Origin of the sequence: Serratia nevei (assembly GCF_024160145.1) — a bacterium.
Lineage (GTDB): Bacteria > Pseudomonadota > Gammaproteobacteria > Enterobacterales > Enterobacteriaceae > Serratia > Serratia nevei_A.
The window spans coordinates 19,991-37,000 of sequence record NZ_JAMYWQ010000028.1 but is presented as its reverse complement, the minus strand read 5'-3'; the positions used below and the strand labels follow the sequence as shown (position 1 = coordinate 37,000).

The window sequence follows — 17,010 nt, the reverse complement described above, 5'->3', positions numbered from 1 at the left end:
AAAGTAAAAAAGACGCGATTTCGCGTCTTTTTTACTTTCAGGCCGGTGGTCAGTGATGGCCGACGCTGGACTGCAGCGAGGTGATCGGCGTGACCCGCACCTGTTTGATCATGTTGCCCTGCACGTCGAGGATGTCGATATCGTAATGGCCGATACGCACCCGGGTGCCGGTCTCAGGGATCTCTTCCAGCTCTTCGAGCAGCATGCCGTTGACGGTGCGGGCTTCGCTGGCCGGTAGAGTCCAGTTGAAGGCCTTGTTCAGCTCGCGCACGTTGGCGGTGCCATCGATCAAGACCGATCCGTCGCTCTGCGGCGTGACCTCTTCCGCCAGCGTCGGTGACATTGAGGTGGTGAAGTCGCCGACGATCTCTTCGAGAATGTCTTCCACCGTGACCAGGCCCTGAATGTCGCCGTACTCGTCGACCACGATGCCGACCTTCTCCTTGTTGCGCTGGAACTTCACCAGCTGCACGTTGAGCGGCGTGCCTTCCGGCACGAAGTAGATCTCATCGGCGGCGCGCAGCAGGTTCTCTTTGTTGAACTCTTTTTTCTCGGTCATCAGGCGGTAGGCTTCGCGCACGCGCAACATGCCGATCGCGTCGTCCAGCGAGCTGCGATACAGCACGATGCGGCCGTGCGGCGAGTGGGTCAGCTGGCGCATGATCGATTTCCAGTCGTCGTTGACGTCGATACCGACGATCTCGGTGCGTGGCACCATGATATCGTTGACCGTCACCTTTTCCAGATCCAGCACCGAGATCAGCATGTCCTGATTGCGGCGGGAGATTTGCGACTGGGATTCGCGCACGATGGTGCGCAGCTCATCCTTGCTGACGGCGTCGCTGATGCGCACGTTGGTGCGAATGCCGAACAGGCGCAAGGCCAGGCTGGTGATGCCGTTGAGCAGCCAGACCAGCGGGAACATCACCTTTTGCAACGGCGCCAGCAGGAAACTGCTGGGGAAAGCGATGCGTTCCGGGTAGAGCGCGGCGAAGGTCTTCGGCAGCACTTCGGCGAACAGCAGCACGGCGAAGGTCAGCACGCCGGTGGCGATCGCTACGCCAAGATCGCCATACAGCCGCATGCCGACAATGGTCGCCAGCGCCGAGGCGAGGATGTTGACCAGGTTGTTGCCGATCAGCACCAGGCCGATCAGTCGATCCGGTTTTTGCAGTAACTTTTCCACCCGACGCGCCGAGCGGTTGCCCTGTTTGGACAGGTGACGCAGGCGATAGCGATTGAGCGTCATCATGCCGGTTTCGGAGGCGGAGAAGTAAGCGGAGACCACGATCATGATCACCAGGATAATGATGAGGGTCCCCGTCGACACATGCTCCAATGCAGTATTCCTTATAGAGTGGGAGAATTGAACCGGGCTGGCTTAGTGCACCATTACCTGCTGAATCAGACGGCTGCCGAAGTAGGCGAGCGTCAGCAGGAAGGCGCCGGCGAAGCTGAACCAGACGACGCGGCGGCCGCGCCAGCCTTCGTGGTAATGGCCCCACAACAGCACGATATACACGAACCAGGCCATGATCGACAGCACGGCTTTATGCACGTTCTCTTTGCTGAACAGATTATCCATGTACAGCAGGCCGGTGCACAGGGTGAGCGTCAACAGCACCACGCCGATCTGGGTGATATGGAACATCTTGCGCTCGATGCTCATCAGCGGCGGCATGTCGGCGCTGAAGGTCAGCTTCTTGTTTTTCAACAGGTAGTCGAGCCAGGCGAGCTGCAAGGCGTAAAGTGCGGCGATGATCAGGGTGGCGTAAGAGAACAGCGCCAGACCGATATGCACCATCAGTTCCGGGCTGGCCTCCAGGTGAGTGATGAACTCGCCGGGCATAAAGCTGGCAAAGGCCAGGTTGATCATCGCGAAGCTGTAGACGATCGGCAGCAGGAACCAGCCGCGATCGCGCGAGGCGACGAAGGTCATCACCGAGCAGATGATCAGGCTGACGATGGAACCAATGTTCAACAGGCTGAGATTCTGCCCGGTGCTGACGTCAAAGATGCGCTGCTGCAGCGCGATGGCGTGGCAAATCAGCGCCACTACCGCCGAGACGAGAGCAAGCCGACGGTATGCGCTGTTCTTCCGCAACAAGCTGGGAATGATCAGTCCAAGGCTGAGCAGGTAGGCCATCAAAGCCACAATGGAGAAAACTGGCATAGCGTTTAATTTTGCTTCGGCGTGGTTAATTGGAGTGTCAGTATAACGTTGCGCGCGTTTCACTCCAACCTATCTCCAACGCTGAGGCAGAGATCCGGCGCGCTTCGTGTTATCATCGGCGCAATTGTGTCGCCGGAGCGGCCTGTCATTACACGTTGAGCATGAGACGATGTTTGAAAATTTAACCGATCGATTGTCGCGCACGTTGCGCAATATCAGCGGCCGCGGGCGGCTGACCGAAGAGAATATCAAGGACACCCTGCGTGAAGTGCGCATGGCGTTGCTGGAAGCGGACGTTGCGCTGCCAGTGGTGCGCGACTTCATCAGCCGCGTCAAAGAGAGCGCGGTCGGCCATGAAGTCAACAAGAGCCTGACGCCGGGGCAGGAGTTCGTCAAGATCGTCAAGGGCGAGCTGATTGCCGCGATGGGCGAAGTGAACACCGAGCTGAACCTGGCGGCCCAGCCGCCGGCGGTGGTGCTGATGGCGGGCCTGCAGGGTGCCGGTAAAACCACCAGCGTCGGTAAGCTCGGCAAATTCCTGAAGGAAAAGCAGAAGAAGAAAGTGTTGGTGGTGTCTGCGGACGTTTATCGCCCGGCGGCGATCAAACAGCTGGAAACGCTGGCGGAAGGCGTCGGCATCGACTTCTTCCCGTCCGACGTCAAAGAAAAACCGATCGACATCGTCAATCGCGCGCTGCAACAGGCCAAGCTGAAGTTTTATGATGTGCTGATCGTTGATACCGCCGGCCGTCTGCACGTTGACGAAGCGATGATGGACGAGATCAAACAGGTGCACGCGGCGATCAAGCCGGTGGAAACCCTGTTCGTGGTCGACGCCATGACCGGCCAGGATGCCGCCAATACCGCCAAGGCGTTTAACGAAGCGCTGCCGCTGACCGGCGTGGTGCTGACCAAGGTCGACGGCGACGCGCGCGGCGGTGCCGCGCTGTCCATCCGTCATATCACCGGCAAGCCGATCAAATTCCTCGGCGTGGGCGAGAAGACCGAAGCGCTGGAGCCGTTCTACCCGGATCGCGTGGCATCGCGCATCCTGGGCATGGGCGACGTGCTGTCGCTGATCGAAGATATCGAAAGCAAGGTCGACCGCGAGCAGGCGGAGAAGTTGGCCAACAAGCTGAAGAAGGGCGACGGTTTCGATCTGACCGACTTCCTGGAGCAGCTCAAGCAGATGCGCAACATGGGCGGCATGGCCAACATGCTGAGCAAGCTGCCGGGTGCCGGCCAACTGCCGGACAACGTCAAGTCGCAGATGGACGACAAAGTGCTGGTGCGCATGGAGGCGATCATCAACTCGATGACGCTGAAAGAGCGCGCCAAACCGGAAATCATCAAGGGCTCGCGCAAGCGCCGCATCGCGATGGGGGCCGGCATGCAGGTGCAGGACGTCAACCGCTTGCTGAAGCAGTTCGACGAAATGCAGCGTATGATGAAGAAGATGAAGAAAGGCGGTATGGCGAAGATGATGCGCGGCATGAAAGGCATGATGCCGCCGGGCTTCCCTGGCCGCTGACGGGCTCCCGCACGCCGAGTGCGGGCGCTTTCAGCATTCGCCGTTCGCGGTGAAAACCGCCCGAAATTTGACAGGCTGCAAAAGTTGTCCCCCGCAATCGACGCTTTAGATTGCTTTTTGCGCCAAAATGAGTAAAATTTTCGGGCTTTTTATATTGCAACCGGGCCCCGTCCCTCAATGGGGCCCGGCTGTTTTATTAACTAAAGAGGATGTTATGGTAACAATTCGTTTGGCACGTGGCGGCGCTAAAAAGCGTCCGTTCTATCAAGTAGTAGTGACCGACAGCCGCAACGCTCGTGATGGTCGTTTCATCGAGCGCGTAGGCTTCTTCAACCCGATCGCATCCGGTCAGGCTGAAGCACTGCGTCTGGACCTGGACCGCATCGAGCACTGGGTGGGTCTGGGTGCAACCGTTTCTGATCGCGTTCACGCGCTGATCAAAGACGCTAAGAAAGCAGCTTAATCTGTCGCGGTGGTGGCAATGAGCAAGCAACTCAAACCGGTAGCGCCGATCGCGCCGATTGTACTCGGTAAAATGGGTTCCGCTTACGGCATTCGTGGTTGGCTCAGAGTGTTTTCATCCACCGAGAACGCCGAAAGCATTTTTGACTATCAGCCGTGGTTTATCCAGCAGGCGGGTCAGTGGCAGCATATCGAGTTGGAAGACTGGAAGCGCCACAGTCAGGATCTGATCATCAAGGTCAAAGGCATTGACGATCGGGACGCGGCGAATCTGCTGACTAATCGCGAGATTATGGTGGATTCCGATCAACTTCCTCCGCTGGAGGGTGACGATTACTACTGGAAAGACCTGATGGGCTGCCAGGTAGTCACCACCGCCGGCTACGAGCTGGGTAAAGTCATCGATATGATGGAAACCGGCTCGAACGATGTGATGGTTGTGAAAGCGAACCTGAAAGATGCGTTCGGCATGAAGGAGCGGTTGATTCCGTTTCTTCATGGGCAGGTTATCAAGAAAGTCGATCTCACTGCCCGCGTGATTGAGGCAGATTGGGATCCTGGTTTTTGACCCCCGGATCAAACGGTCGAAGCAAGTGGAATAACGGTAAGGGGATTGGCTTGTGTTCATCGGTATTGTAAGCCTGTTTCCTGAGATGTTCCGCGCTATCACCGATTACGGGGTGACTGGCCGGGCAGTAAAAAATGGCCTGCTGAGCGTGCAGTGTTGGAGTCCTCGCGACTTCACCTACGACCGGCATCGCACCGTGGACGATCGCCCATACGGCGGCGGCCCGGGAATGCTGATGATGGTGCAACCTTTACGGGAAGCCATTCATGCGGCGAAAGCAGCGGCAGGCGAGGGAGCAAAGGTGATTTATCTGTCACCTCAGGGGCGCAAGCTGGATCAAACCGGCGTGTGCGAACTGGCGGCCAATCAGAAGATGATTCTGGTGTGCGGCCGTTACGAAGGGATAGACGAGCGCGTAATCCAAACCGAAATTGACGAAGAATGGTCAATCGGCGATTACGTTCTCAGCGGCGGGGAACTGCCGGCGATGACCCTGATTGATTCAGTCGCCCGTTTCATACCGGGTGTGCTGGGCCATCAGGCCTCAGCGGAGGAAGACTCCTTCGCCGACGGATTGCTGGACTGCCCGCACTATACCCGCCCAGAGGTGTTGGAAGGGATGGAAGTACCGCCGGTTCTGCTGTCGGGCAACCATGCCGAGATACGTCGCTGGCGCTTAAAGCAGTCGCTGGGCCGAACCTGGCTTAGAAGACCTGAACTTCTAGAAAGCCTAGCTCTGACTGACGAGCAAGCGGTGTTGCTGGCTGAGTTCCAACGGGAACATCAGGCCAGGCAACAGGACTATGAAGGAAACGTCTGACATCAGACGGGACCGATATATCAGTTTACCTAGGGTAAGAGACATATTATGAGCAACATTATTAAGCAACTTGAACAAGAGCAGATGAAACAAGACGTACCTGCATTCCGTCCGGGTGATTCCGTGGAAGTGAAGGTATGGGTCGTTGAAGGTAGCAAAAAACGTCTGCAGGCATTCGAGGGCGTGGTTATCGCTATCCGTAACCGCGGTCTGCACTCTGCATTCACTGTTCGTAAGATTTCCAACGGCGAAGGTGTTGAGCGCGTATTCCAGACTCACTCCCCAGTAATCGACAGCATTACTGTTAAACGTCGTGGTGCCGTTCGTAAAGCTAAACTGTACTACCTGCGTGAGCGTACTGGTAAGGCTGCTCGTATCAAAGAGCGTCTGAACCGCGTTGGCTAACGCTGCATCCAAAAGTTAATAGTTATCAGGGGTTGGCATTATGCCAACCCCTTTTTTTTATTTGAAAATCCCGCTGTGTTGCATTTGCGAGGTTTACCCGCGTAATCGCGACATAAAAAAGCCTGCATCAGCAGGCTTTTTGCATTACAGCGCCGCGGCGCTTTGTTTATGCTGGTTCTCCGGCGGGTGCGGTTGCGCCGGCACAATGTCATCGCCAGGCTTGACGATCACCCGCGCAACGGACTCGTGCGTGGCGAACGTGCAGCTACAGTTGATGTTGCGACATTGATGGTAGCGCTCCTTGGTCGACTCGCTCAGATAGCGGCTGGAGCGAGTGTGGGCCACGTTACCGCATAATGGACAGTGCATCATAGTTGAATCCCTCTTTCTGCTACATCAAGTTATATGACTTATAATAGCTCATTAACTTGCAAAAGCAAGATTAAGATGCAAATGAAATCTCACGACTCGGCGCTTTGGTACGTCAGGTCGGCCAACGAGATCTCCAGATTCAGGCTGCAGGTATAGCCGGCGGCGCTCAGATTATGGGTGACTTTGTCGATGATCCATCGCTGGTTATCGATAACGTTTTTAAAGCCGCGCACCTGAATAGGGCGTTCGGGAAACAGGTCCGGACGTCCTACCGCCAGATTGATCGTAAATCTGGCGACGCCTTTTTGGATGCGCTTAAATACCGCTTCGGCCGCACGCATGGCGGAAGCCTTGTCACGGAAGACTTTTGGTATGTGGTAGACCTGGTCGGGTTGGCCCACCATATAGCTTGACGCGTTCTCCGTCTTGGCGACGGGCGCGCCGGGCTTGGCGGCGGGATGCTGCGCCTCGCCGCTTTTGGGCGCCGAAGGTTGGCGGTGAAGGCTGACCTTTTTTTGCGCCTCTTCGGGCTTATCTGTGTTGAGCCAAATGGCGGAGACGCCGCTGTAGGCTTTGGCGTCCGCCAACTGAAAGGTATGGCGATCGCCGTCGTTGCGCGTCAGCGTCATCATCGGGATCGGATCGCCGTTCGCCGTGCGCCCCATGCCCGGCGTCAGAAACAAAATCCGCTGATACTTGATGCTGGCCTGAGCGCCGTTGAGGGTGGCAAGACGAGTGAGAAACTGCAGGTCCGACTCGTTGGTTTGGTCGATGTGAGGAATGCTGATGGCTGCAATCTCTGCCGCCAGAGAGGGGGCCGGCAAGCTATTGCGATCGGCGATCTGTTGCACGATATCGCCAACCGTTTTTTCATGATAAGACAGGCTGCGCAACTGTGTCATCGAGCTGCGAAAATCCGCGCTGCGAGCGGTGATTTGCAGGGTATCCGGCGCGCCGCTGTGGATAACGGTATCGACGACGAATTTTCCCTGGCCGATTAAGGCGGAACCCTGCCAGCCGAGGAACAGCTCAAGAACCGCGCCCCGCTCGGGCATGTGCAGCTGACCGTCGCTGTCATCCAACGTGAGGCTGAGGGTGTCCGCCTTGAACCCGCTAAAATCCTCCATCTTCAGCGAGATCAGCCGATCGCGGATATTCTCCGTGACGTCTTTTTCGCTCAGGGTCAGAATAAAGTCGGGGGCGAGTTTCGCCCCCACAGGTTGATAGGTTTCGGTGATCATAAGCTTACCCCCGTCGCTTTTTGCGCTTTATCGAGCAAGTCGGTCGCTTGCTGCCGCAGATCGCCAAACATGGCGTGCAACGACTCATCGACACGTTTCAGCGTGATATCGAAATTAATTTGCCGCGGCTGCCCATCCGGAAAGAAATGGGTGCTGGTTTGAGAAATCTTCTGAATCACGAACATGCCGTAAATGGTGCCGCTGCCTTCAATCAGCGGCCAGGCGCGGCCTTGCTCTGCCATGGTTTGCAGCGTGAGCAGAGAAAGACGGCCGCCGGTCAGTTCCGGCAGCAGTTGGCCGCTGAGCGTGATCGTCTCCGTATCGACGCCAAGAAACTGTGAGGTGGCGCGTTGTCCAACCCTGCCGTTTTCCGGCCAGCGGTAGTCCATCTGACGATTCATGGTTTGATAAGGGATTGTGCGTAACATAAATACGAACAGCCCAAGCGTTAGCATCATGATGAAAGCTCCTTATGCAAAGCGATAGTCTGAATAAACGGCGTTGTCGCTATCCAACTGGTTCTGACGATTCACATGGTTGATGATTTGCTCGACTTCCTGACGATCCATACCCGGAGTGGTATTGATGGTCATATGGTTGGTAATGGAGCGATTATTGGCGGTCGAGATGGCGCTCGGCGCCATTGCCGGTTGATAGTTCTGTACCGTCGCTCTCTCTTTCAGCGCGTCGGCCGCCAAGTCGTTCTGAACGGTTTTGATTTGCTCATCATCCAGTTCCGGTGGGTTGGCGCTCAACAGGCCGAAGGTTTTCAACAGCCGTATCACGCTGCCGCTGAGCTTGGCGAACATCGCGATTGGCGCAGTCAAGACGGTCGTCAGGATCTCGCCGAACGCTTTGCCGTAGCTGGTGGCGTTGCTTAATCCTTCCTGCGTCAATTTGATCGGCGCCAGCAGCTCCTGCAACGCGTTAAAACCGGCTTTGAACAGGCCGATGACCCCTTCGAACAGCGACAGCATCGGGGCGAAACCTTCGACGATAGGGGCGATGGCGGCGACAAAACCGCTGGCGACGCCGCCCATAAAGGCGCTGATCGGCTCCCAGTACTTATAAACTAAGGCGGCGCCGCCGATGATCGCTGCGACGACGGCCACGATCGGCAGACTGAGCGCGGCGAATGCGCCGGCGATCATGCCGCCAACGGAGGTGAATATCGTGCCCAACAGGCCGGCGCCAGCCATCAGCATATTGACGGCGCTCAATGCCGGAGCGATGAAAACGCCGATGGATGACAGGCCGCCAACCAATGCGGTAATGGCGATGCCGACGGTCATCAAGGTATTGGCAAGCGCCGGGTTGGCCTGAGTCCACTGGCCTAGCGCGGTCAACCAGCCAGTGGCGGTTTGCGTCAGTTGGCGCAAAGCGGCAGTCTGCCCATCGAACAGGTCGATGCGCAGACTGTCCCACGAGGCGAACAGCTTTTTGATATCGCCATCCAGGTTGTCGCCTTTGACGGTGACCAACATCTGGGCCGCGCCGTCGACTTTGCCCAGGCTGCGCCCCGGCGGCGCCAGTTGCGCTGCGGTTTGCTCCAGGCTTTGACCCTCGTGGCCTGCGGCGGGTGCCGCCGCGCGTAGCTGGGCTTCCAGCTCTGGCAGATTCAGCTGATAGCTGTTGCCGGCTTTGGCCAGCACATCTGCGATGTTATTCGCTTGAGCGACGGGCAGCTGAAAGGTGCTCTGGATCCCCGTCAGCGCTTTTACCGCTTCTTCGATACTGCCGCCGCTGGCCTTGGCCAGATTCAGCGCCGCGGGGGCGGCGGTCAACACGTCCTGAGCGCTGTAACCGGCATTGGCCAGCGCGGCCTGCGCCTGAACCACTTCGTGTGCGGACTGCCCTTCAGTGGCCAGGCCGGTTGCCTGCTGGCGCAAATCGGTCAGGCGCCGATCGCCGCTATCCAATCCCAACTGTGCCTGCACGCCCGACATCTGTTGTTCGAATTTCACGCCCGGTGTAAACAGCGTTTTCCCGACGCCGAAAATGTTACCCGCCGCCTCCGCGCCCCGCGCACTGATCTCATTGAGCCTGCCGATTTTCTCCTGGCGGTTGTGGTAATCGCCAAGCACCTCCTGACGTCTCTTTTGGCGCAGGCCCTGGTGTTGGTCGCGTTGATGATTAAGGAGGCTTTGCGTCACGTCTGACTTCTTTTGGAATGTGCGTTGTGCAAGGGGTAAGTCGGTGATATCCACCTCTCTCGACTGCAATTGCTGTTCCAGACGCTGTTGACTGCGAGATGCGAGGGCTTGCCGCGCGCTTTGCACGACGTAATTTAAGTTTGCCTGTTGCGCCGTCGCAATATCCTCTGGAGAAGATAAGAATGCGGGCAAGCTTGCGGGGATATTGCGGATATCATCCAGTTCGCGTAGCGCGTCCGCTTGCGTCGTTTTGACCTTCAACAATGCGGCGAGCTGGGATTGGTTTTTCCGCTCGATTTTGAGCTGCTGACGATATTTGCGGACGGTGTTGTTAGCGTCTTTCAACGCTGCTTTGCTGCCAGTGTCACTCATCTGTTTTTACTCCACTACGTTGTAGTGCTCTGTGGCGCCAGCCGATCAGTTCCGCCAGCGCCATGCCGTTCATCTCTGAAGGCGGCCAGTGAAAAATCACCGCGATATCCGCCATCAGGTCATCTACCGTCAGAGTAGGATCGACCGTTACTCGGCCGATGTCGGCGACAAAAAACCGATCACCTGGCCGGCCAGCGCGATCAGATCCGGCAGTTCCAGGCGGGCGCACTCTTCCTTGGTCAGGTTCGGGTAAGTGACGCGAGGCAGAATGGTGATCAATGCGTCGACATCGGCGTTGGCCAGCGCCGCCAGGCCGATGCCGCGCAGGCTGCCGGCGTTCGGCTTGGTCACTTGTACGCTGGCAATTTCGCTCTCGCCGCGTTTGATCGGGGTGTTCAGGATGACGGTATTTTCCGGGGATGCATTCAGTTCCATGGGGGTATCCAGTTCTTAATTTGGGAAAAGAGGGCCAGCACAAAGGCTGGCCGTTGAGGTGAAAAATTACAGGCCGATGGCGCGGCGGTGCGCCGCCAGCAGGTCTACACCGTCGACTTTTTCGATCATGCTGATGGTATCGATCTCGATCAGCTCTTTGCCATCGATGCTCAGCTTGAAGTAGGTGCAGTCGGTGGAGACCTTGGTTTCGGTATCTTCACCCTGCTTGAAGTCGCCGCTGTCGATCTCTTTATGGCGGCCGCGCATCACCACTTCGAGCGCGGAGACGTCGCCGGTGTCATCGCGTTGGAAAGAGCCGGTAAAGCGCAGCGGCACTGCATCGACGCGGCCCCATTGCTTGAGCACCAGTTCGTCAATGCCGCCCATGGTCCACTCCACCACCAGCGCATCATCGTCCAGGCCGAAGTCCACCGAGGCTGCACCGCTCATGCCGCCGCCGCGGAATTTCTCCAGCTTGCGGGTCAGCTTCGGCAGCGTCATAGAGGAAACTACCCCCATGTAGTTGAAGCCATCGTTAAACAGGTTCAGGTATTTCAGTTTTTTTGGCAGTGCCATGATTCAGTCTCCTTAGCTGTTCACGGATGCGGCGAAGTTCGCCAGGTAACGATCGGTAATGCGCTGACGCAGGGTCAGATCCTCCAGTGGTGGCACTGGGGTGTAGTCGTAATCGATAAACAGCTTGCCGGCCTTCAGAGTCTCTTTATCGTTGGCGCTTTCGTCATACCAGCAGTCGCCGTCGATGATCAGGCCTGCGGATTTCAGTTCGCGGAACTTGGCCTTGATGCCGTCGATCATGTCGCGGATCAGCGTCGGGGTGAGCGGACGATCAACGGCCCACAGGTGGGCTTCCGCCATCGTGTCGGCCAATACCTGCGCGGTGCGGGTGTAGTTTTCAAACCGGAACAGCGGCTCGTCGGAGCAGGTGCGGGAGCCCCAGAACTTGAAGCCATCTTTGCGGATCAGCGTGGTGACACAGCCTTCATTCAGTAAATCGGCGTCGGTGCCTGCGGTTTGCAGATCCCAAAATACGCTGGCCGAGATGCCGCTCACGCCGTTGACGCCGACGTTGGACAAGGTTTTGTGCCAGCCGGTTTCCTGGTCGATCTTGGCGCGCAGCCCCAGTGCGCGAGCCGTGGCGAAGGCGATGTCGCTGCTGTTGGTGGCGGTGTTCCAGTTGATGAAGTCCGGCCAAATCAGCATCAGTTCGCGTTGGCTGAAGTTGGCGCGGTATTTGATGGCGTCGGACACGGTTTTGCAGCCGTAGGCGCTGATATAACCGAAAGCGCGCAGCTGTTGGCAGATGCCGGCCAGCGCGGTCGCCACTTCCTGGTTATCGTGGCCCGGTACGCCCAGAATGCGCGGTTTCACGCCCAGTTCGGCCTGCGCGGCCAGCAGGGCTTTCATGCCGGTATATTTACCGTTTTCGTCGGCGCCGCCGATGATATTGGAGGTGGTTTCGGCTTCGTCTTTCCCTTCTGCCACGCGTACCACGACGGTCACCGGCTTAGCCTGCTCGGCGATCGCCAGCAGCGAATGCGCCAACGTGCCTTTTTTACCGGCTTTGCCGCTGGCGGCCAGCACGTCGGTAATCAGCACCGGGGTGTTGAGAGGAAACAGGGTTGCATCGGCATCTTCTGCGGTACAAATCATGCCGATAATCGCCGTCGAGACGGTGGAAATTACGCGGGTGCCTTCGTTGATTTCGAGGACACGCACGCCGTGGTGATAGTCACCCATAGCATTACTCCGTTTGTGGTTGGTGATAACAGAATGCCTGTGGTAATGCGGCGCCGCATCTCATTCGGGGTGTAGGAGAACTGATACAACAGCAGGAAAAATAAAGAAAAAAAACGCCCCTAATGGGGCGTTGAATAGATTATTGCGGCGGCTGCGGCCAGTCGATGTCGGGGGCGGTCTCGGGCTTTATCCGGCTTAGCTGCACGGAGTACTTCTCCCAGGCTATCAGCTTTGCGCTTTCTTCCTGAGTGGCATCACCGTATTTGGCAGCGCGAGCCAGCGGCGCGATCGTCGTTTCAGCTTCGTCAGCCAGCCTGCTCTTTTTTATCCTCGCACTGATGACCTGTTGTTCTGGCGTTGGTGCTGGTGCATTAACCCAGGCGGGAAAACCTGAATCGTCGGCCCCTCTGATTTTTCCCTCGGGAGGTGCTGTTATATATAGGTTATAAGTTTCATCATCAACGCCTACCAAATCATCCGGTAAAGTATTCGCGTTGCGGTACTCTTCCAGCATGCCTGTTGGATAAAAACTGCCTGTTTTTGCACTGAATTGATATGTGTTCATCATTAGTATCCTACCGCCATCCAATAAATGTCACGCTCCCTATAGCCATGGAGCCAGTAAAATGAATCTCGAGCTCCGCCTAAATCGCCTACCTGAGGATTCCAGTTCGTTTCATACCCTTGGCCAAAATTTTTAATCGTGATGGAAACATACAGCAAGCGATTCGGTACTGCGATATTCAAGGGCACGCGATAAGTTTCGCCACCGTCAATGTTATTGCCGATAACGCGCCCACCCTGGAAATAGAGGCCGGTGCGGTGGTCTTTGTACCACCATTGCTCGCCGTTAGCTGAGACTTGTCCGCTCTCATAAATGCGTGCGGTAATCCAGTTACTCAGGTAACCGCCCCAAATGCTGCCGTTGATATTGCCGTCGCTTTGATAGGCGGCGCCGCCGGCGTAGAGGGTCGCTCCGACACGGCATTCGTTATTGATGTAGAGATTGCGATCGATATGCGCATCAAGACCAACAGAAAAGTTTTCATTTGTCCGCAACATTTTTGCGCCGATGGCTAATCTTCCCTCGGCTTCATTGATAATACGAACGTCATAATCTGCGGTCGTATTACCATGATGGAAATCTATATAGGGTGAAGCCCCGAAGAGTTCGACGCCGCCATTAGTGGTTAATGTTCCTGTAACTGTAGCGATCGGCGTGGTCAATCCCGCTTTCGCCTCAATGGCGCCATTAACCGTCAAACCGCCGGTAATGGTATCGCCTCTCTGTTTGACGAATCTGCCTTCGGCTTCCTCCTTGCTGTAGGCACCGACGTCCGCCGCGGTTGGTTTAAAACCGGTGGTGTAAATTCGGTACCAGTTCAGCGGTTTGTCAGGGGTGGTGGACGTGCCGACGTAAGATGATCCATTCGTCTGAACCGCCAGATAGCCACTGGAAGGGCCGCCGTCGATTGGCAGGTTCAGCACGCCGTAGACGCCGCCGCCCGGCGCGTTTTTCGATGCGCTGGTGACGCGGTAGATCTCGCCAAGGTTGCTGATGGTCTCCTCGCGATGTTTCGGGCCAAAACCTAGGCCAAAGGCGCCCACCTCCATCAATTGGCTGGCTTGTGTACCGACGTTGCGCGTGGCGGCAGTACCTAATTCCAGGTTGCCGCGCGCGATGGACTTGTTCGGCAGATCTTTCAGGTTAGCGGCGATTTTCAGCGAAGCGTCGTTGACCGCTTTCACCGCTTTTGGGGTGGCGGCCTGCGTTTCGCTGGCGCTGTTGCTGTCGTTGCTCAACTGGGTGAAGCCCTTGGCCAGCAGAGTGGCGTCCGGGTGATTGCGCGAACGGGCATGTTCGGCAATAGCGGCATTCAGCATATCGCGCGATACCAACAGGGCGGTTTTGTCCGCGACGATGGTCGCGTTGGCATCGCCCTTAACCAGCAGAACCATGCGCACTACCTGGGTACGGCCGGCGCCTTCGCTCAGCAGCGGTTTGTAGGTGTCGGGCGTATTGGCGATCGCCACCAGCGCGCCGTTTTTGTCATACAGCCCAAGTTCGCGGATCCACCAGCCGCCGACGTCCTCCGGGATCACCTGTTCGGCGATCACCTGGTTGCTGTTGCCGGCGTCTACCTGCAGTGAATTCAACGCGGCGCGGCGTTTTTCGTTCACCAGCCTGGTCTGGTTTTCGCCGGGCTGCGTTGGCGAGCCGCCGCCGTCGCCGACCGCCATATGCGTGATTTCCAGCTTTTGGCCGGTTGCTGCGGCGTTAGCCAGCAGCGCTTTGCCCTGATCGGTGAGCAGGGCGCGGTATTTTGCTGTCATGGTGTGGTTCTCTTCTGTTTGCCGGCCGGGTAGGTAAGGCCGTTTTTGTACATCACATACAGACTCAATCCGCGCAGGATCTCGCCTGACCAAAAGCCGAAGAACATGCCGTTATCGGTGCCGGGGCGCGGCGCGGGCGACCAGCCGCCGTCCATCGCGTCGCCCGTGGTGAGATAGTGTCTCTGCAATTCCGTAACGCATTGTTCGATAAAGTGTTCGATGCCCTCTATTTCGCTGCCGGCCATTTTTGCCATCACGGCGCCGGCCAGCCACAGGCCGCACATGTGGCCGGTAAAGTCGTGCGCATCGGGTTGCGGTAGACCGGTCATCGGGAAATCGGTCGGCGTGACGCCGCCGGCGTCGTGGGTGAAACCGATCAGCCAGCGCAGCCAGTTCTCGACATATTCCACCAGCTTGAGCGGCGGCGTTTTGTTCGCTTGCCGTAACGCGAACCAGGCTCGCGCCGCGCCGAAGAAGGCGCGTGATTGGTAGCCGGACCAGGCGGTGCCGTTACCCCAGTGGTACATGGTCCAGCTATCCGCCGGGCCGTAACTCAGATTGTCCCAACGGTTCCAGATATAGGCCGATGCGCCCGGGCCCAGCACGCCGAACTGCTGTTGGTACCACTGCTGTGACTGCCACAGAAACTCGACCATGTTGTTGAGCATCACCCCGTCGGGATCGGCGGCGGCGTGCACGAAAATGAATGGGTACTGGTAGCCCGGATAAGGCATGCCGTGCCAGCCATCGAACTGTTGGCTGTCTGCCTGATAGATGTTGGAGAACGGGATCACGCCCGGCGTACAGAACAGGCTGTCCTGGCGGTGAGCCAGCAGGGTGCAGTCGCCCAATAGCGCGGTGTAAGGATGCTCCGCCTGGAGCGTGATGCGATAGCGAATGGTGTAACCGTCATCGGCGTTGAACGTCGGCGGAATGTCGTTCAATACGTAGTAGCTGAACGTGGCATCCGGTACGTTGCCGTCCTGCAGGATGGTCACCTGTTTAACGCGGTTGAAGCGAGGTGCCGCCGGCTTGGGCTCGGTATCCTGGTGGTCAGGCTGATAGCCGCTCAGCACGGCTGCCTGCGGAGCGAAGGTCGCAATTTGCCATTTGCCGCCGGTGGCCGGCAGCAGCCAATACCAGCGCCATTTGTCATCATCTTCGAGCCGCAGGTTGAAGTCGGCGTCAGCACGATAGACCAGCTGGGTGATGGGGAAGCTTTCCTCTGCGGTTAGCCAGGCGCCGATCACCATGCCGGCGTCGTCATTGGGGAAATGAGCTTGGATCACCGTCGCGCTGCGGCTGTCGTATACCCGTTCCTCAAACTGGCTGACGATCGCACAACCGCCGTAGTCGGTCACTGCACGCAGGTCGGCCAGCAGATAGTCGCTGCCGTCTTTTTTCGTCAGCGCCGCCAGGCTGCTCAGCGCGATATCGTAGATTTTGGCCTGGGGTTGGTGCGACTGCGGTAGACCTATGCCCCATTCTGTGGTGTTCGCCGCGTTCTTTTCCGGTGCGATAGACAGCTGTACTTTGCATGAGATCGGTTGATTCTGGTCGTCAACACCGCCGAAACAGGTGCGAATTTTTGACTGGCGATTGACGCGGAACCAGATGGCCTGTTGCTCCAGCGATTGTTGCGATGCTATCTCCTTGCGAATGGTGATCATGCCTTCCGCGTTGCGGCCGTAGCTTACTGGCGCACCGGACGGGTATGACCAATCGTAGGCGATGCCGTCGGTGAACGGCGTGTTGGCGCTGCGGCTTTGACGGAAGAACTTATCCTGCGCATCAATATCGGTATATTCCATCGCGGTGAATTCAACGCTTTTCCAGGCATTGAAATAGCGCTGTTCGCCGGTGATCTTGTGCAGCAAATAGCAGGCGTCGGCAAACCACAGTTCGGCATCGGCCGCGTTGCCCATGGCGTTGTGGGGGACCGGCACATGCAGCGGGCGGTTATGCTGGATCTGATTGCGCTCGATCATTACGCCGCCGTGTTCGGCCGGTTGCCGATTGGCGAAGTTCAGTTTGTGAGTGCCGCTGAGGGTGATGTCTTTTAACTGCACCGTACCGAATTTTTCCGCGGGCAGTCCTTTGGCCAGGATCTCGCCGTCGGCGTCGATCTGGTACCCCTGCCAATTGATGATCCAGGCTACGTCATGGCGTTTGCCGTCGCTGTTCCAGTCGATTTCGCCGGCGGCGTTAACCGCGCGGACCTGGGCGTTGACGGCATCCCACGCCAGCGCACCGTCAAAGGCGAAGGTGGCGATGTCGAGATATTCACCCCAGTAGGGCGCGCCGTGAGGGATCAGCGTACGGCCTTGATTGAAGGTCAGTGGAATGCCTTTGAAGCCGCTGTGCGTCGGATCCTGCGTATCGACGG

At 57.5% G+C, this 17,010-nt stretch carries 17 protein-coding genes; 5 read left to right on the top strand and 12 right to left on the bottom strand.

Annotated features, from left to right (window positions below; genetic code table 11):
- Window positions 1-49: 49 nt before the first annotated feature.
- Window positions 50-1,339 carry an HlyC/CorC family transporter gene (locus tag M6G53_RS18115; protein WP_253333521.1) on the bottom strand — a complete coding sequence of 430 codons (1,290 nt, stop codon included), beginning with the start codon at window positions 1,337-1,339 and terminating at the stop codon, window positions 50-52.
- A 42-nt stretch (window positions 1,340-1,381) separates the two neighbouring features.
- Complete coding sequence (locus tag M6G53_RS18110; RefSeq protein WP_253333519.1) at window positions 1,382-2,173, bottom strand: cytochrome C assembly family protein; 792 nt, start codon at window positions 2,171-2,173, stop codon at window positions 1,382-1,384.
- Between the two features lie 169 nt (window positions 2,174-2,342).
- Between M6G53_RS18110 and ffh the strand changes: the two genes are divergently transcribed.
- The 5 genes from ffh (at window position 2,343) to rplS (ending at window position 5,959) form a co-directional block, all read left to right on the top strand.
- Window positions 2,343-3,704, top strand: coding sequence for a signal recognition particle protein (ffh, locus tag M6G53_RS18105; protein ID WP_253333517.1), 1,362 nt, complete (start codon window positions 2,343-2,345; stop codon window positions 3,702-3,704).
- A 214-nt stretch (window positions 3,705-3,918) separates the two neighbouring features.
- Window positions 3,919-4,167, top strand: coding sequence for a 30S ribosomal protein S16 (rpsP, locus tag M6G53_RS18100; RefSeq protein WP_004932501.1), 249 nt, complete (start codon window positions 3,919-3,921; stop codon window positions 4,165-4,167).
- An 18-nt stretch (window positions 4,168-4,185) separates the two neighbouring features.
- Entirely contained in the window at window positions 4,186-4,734 is a 549-nt protein-coding gene (gene rimM, locus M6G53_RS18095) for a ribosome maturation factor RimM (protein ID WP_033637182.1), read from the top strand.
- 52 nt (window positions 4,735-4,786) lie between these two features.
- On the top strand, window positions 4,787-5,554 hold the full coding sequence (gene trmD, locus M6G53_RS18090; protein WP_004932485.1) for a tRNA (guanosine(37)-N1)-methyltransferase TrmD: 768 nt from the start codon (window positions 4,787-4,789) through the stop codon (window positions 5,552-5,554).
- Window positions 5,555-5,602: 48 nt separating this feature from the next.
- Entirely contained in the window at window positions 5,603-5,959 is a 357-nt protein-coding gene (gene rplS, locus M6G53_RS18085; protein WP_004932484.1) for a 50S ribosomal protein L19, read from the top strand.
- A gap of 144 nt (window positions 5,960-6,103) precedes the next feature.
- Here rplS and M6G53_RS18080 read toward each other — a convergent pair whose 3' ends face one another.
- The 10 genes from M6G53_RS18080 to M6G53_RS18035 all read right to left on the bottom strand — a co-directional run bounded on the left by M6G53_RS18080 (window position 6,104) and on the right by M6G53_RS18035 (window position 14,624).
- Window positions 6,104-6,331, bottom strand: coding sequence for an ogr/Delta-like zinc finger family protein (locus M6G53_RS18080; RefSeq protein WP_253333515.1), 228 nt, complete (start codon window positions 6,329-6,331; stop codon window positions 6,104-6,106).
- 89 nt (window positions 6,332-6,420) lie between these two features.
- Window positions 6,421-7,572, bottom strand: a complete 1,152-nt coding sequence (locus tag M6G53_RS18075) for a contractile injection system protein, VgrG/Pvc8 family (protein ID WP_253333513.1) — start codon at window positions 7,570-7,572, stop codon at window positions 6,421-6,423.
- Window positions 7,569-8,030, bottom strand: coding sequence for a phage tail protein (locus M6G53_RS18070; protein ID WP_253333511.1), 462 nt, complete (start codon window positions 8,028-8,030; stop codon window positions 7,569-7,571). The genes M6G53_RS18075 and M6G53_RS18070 overlap by 4 nt, the downstream gene beginning before the upstream one ends.
- Before the next feature lie 12 nt (window positions 8,031-8,042).
- Complete coding sequence (locus M6G53_RS18065) at window positions 8,043-9,725, bottom strand: phage tail tape measure protein (RefSeq protein WP_253333509.1); 1,683 nt, start codon at window positions 9,723-9,725, stop codon at window positions 8,043-8,045.
- A gap of 364 nt (window positions 9,726-10,089) precedes the next feature.
- Window positions 10,090-10,212: a GpE family phage tail protein gene (locus M6G53_RS18060; protein WP_253333506.1), complete on the bottom strand. Its 123-nt coding sequence runs from the start codon at window positions 10,210-10,212 to the stop codon at window positions 10,090-10,092.
- 32 nt (window positions 10,213-10,244) lie between these two features.
- Complete coding sequence (locus M6G53_RS18055; RefSeq protein WP_253333504.1) at window positions 10,245-10,532, bottom strand: phage tail assembly protein; 288 nt, start codon at window positions 10,530-10,532, stop codon at window positions 10,245-10,247.
- Between the two features lie 66 nt (window positions 10,533-10,598).
- Entirely contained in the window at window positions 10,599-11,108 is a 510-nt protein-coding gene (locus M6G53_RS18050; protein WP_253333502.1) for a phage major tail tube protein, read from the bottom strand.
- 12 nt (window positions 11,109-11,120) lie between these two features.
- Window positions 11,121-12,290: a phage tail sheath protein gene (locus tag M6G53_RS18045; protein ID WP_253333500.1), complete on the bottom strand. Its 1,170-nt coding sequence runs from the start codon at window positions 12,288-12,290 to the stop codon at window positions 11,121-11,123.
- Window positions 12,291-12,429: 139 nt separating this feature from the next.
- On the bottom strand, window positions 12,430-12,858 hold the full coding sequence (locus tag M6G53_RS18040) for a tail fiber assembly protein (RefSeq protein WP_253333498.1): 429 nt from the start codon (window positions 12,856-12,858) through the stop codon (window positions 12,430-12,432).
- Window positions 12,858-14,624 (bottom strand): phage tail protein, encoded by a 1,767-nt coding sequence (locus tag M6G53_RS18035; RefSeq protein WP_253333496.1) that lies wholly within the window; start codon window positions 14,622-14,624, stop codon window positions 12,858-12,860. The genes M6G53_RS18040 and M6G53_RS18035 overlap by 1 nt, the downstream gene beginning before the upstream one ends.
- Window positions 14,625-17,010 lie beyond the last annotated feature (2,386 nt).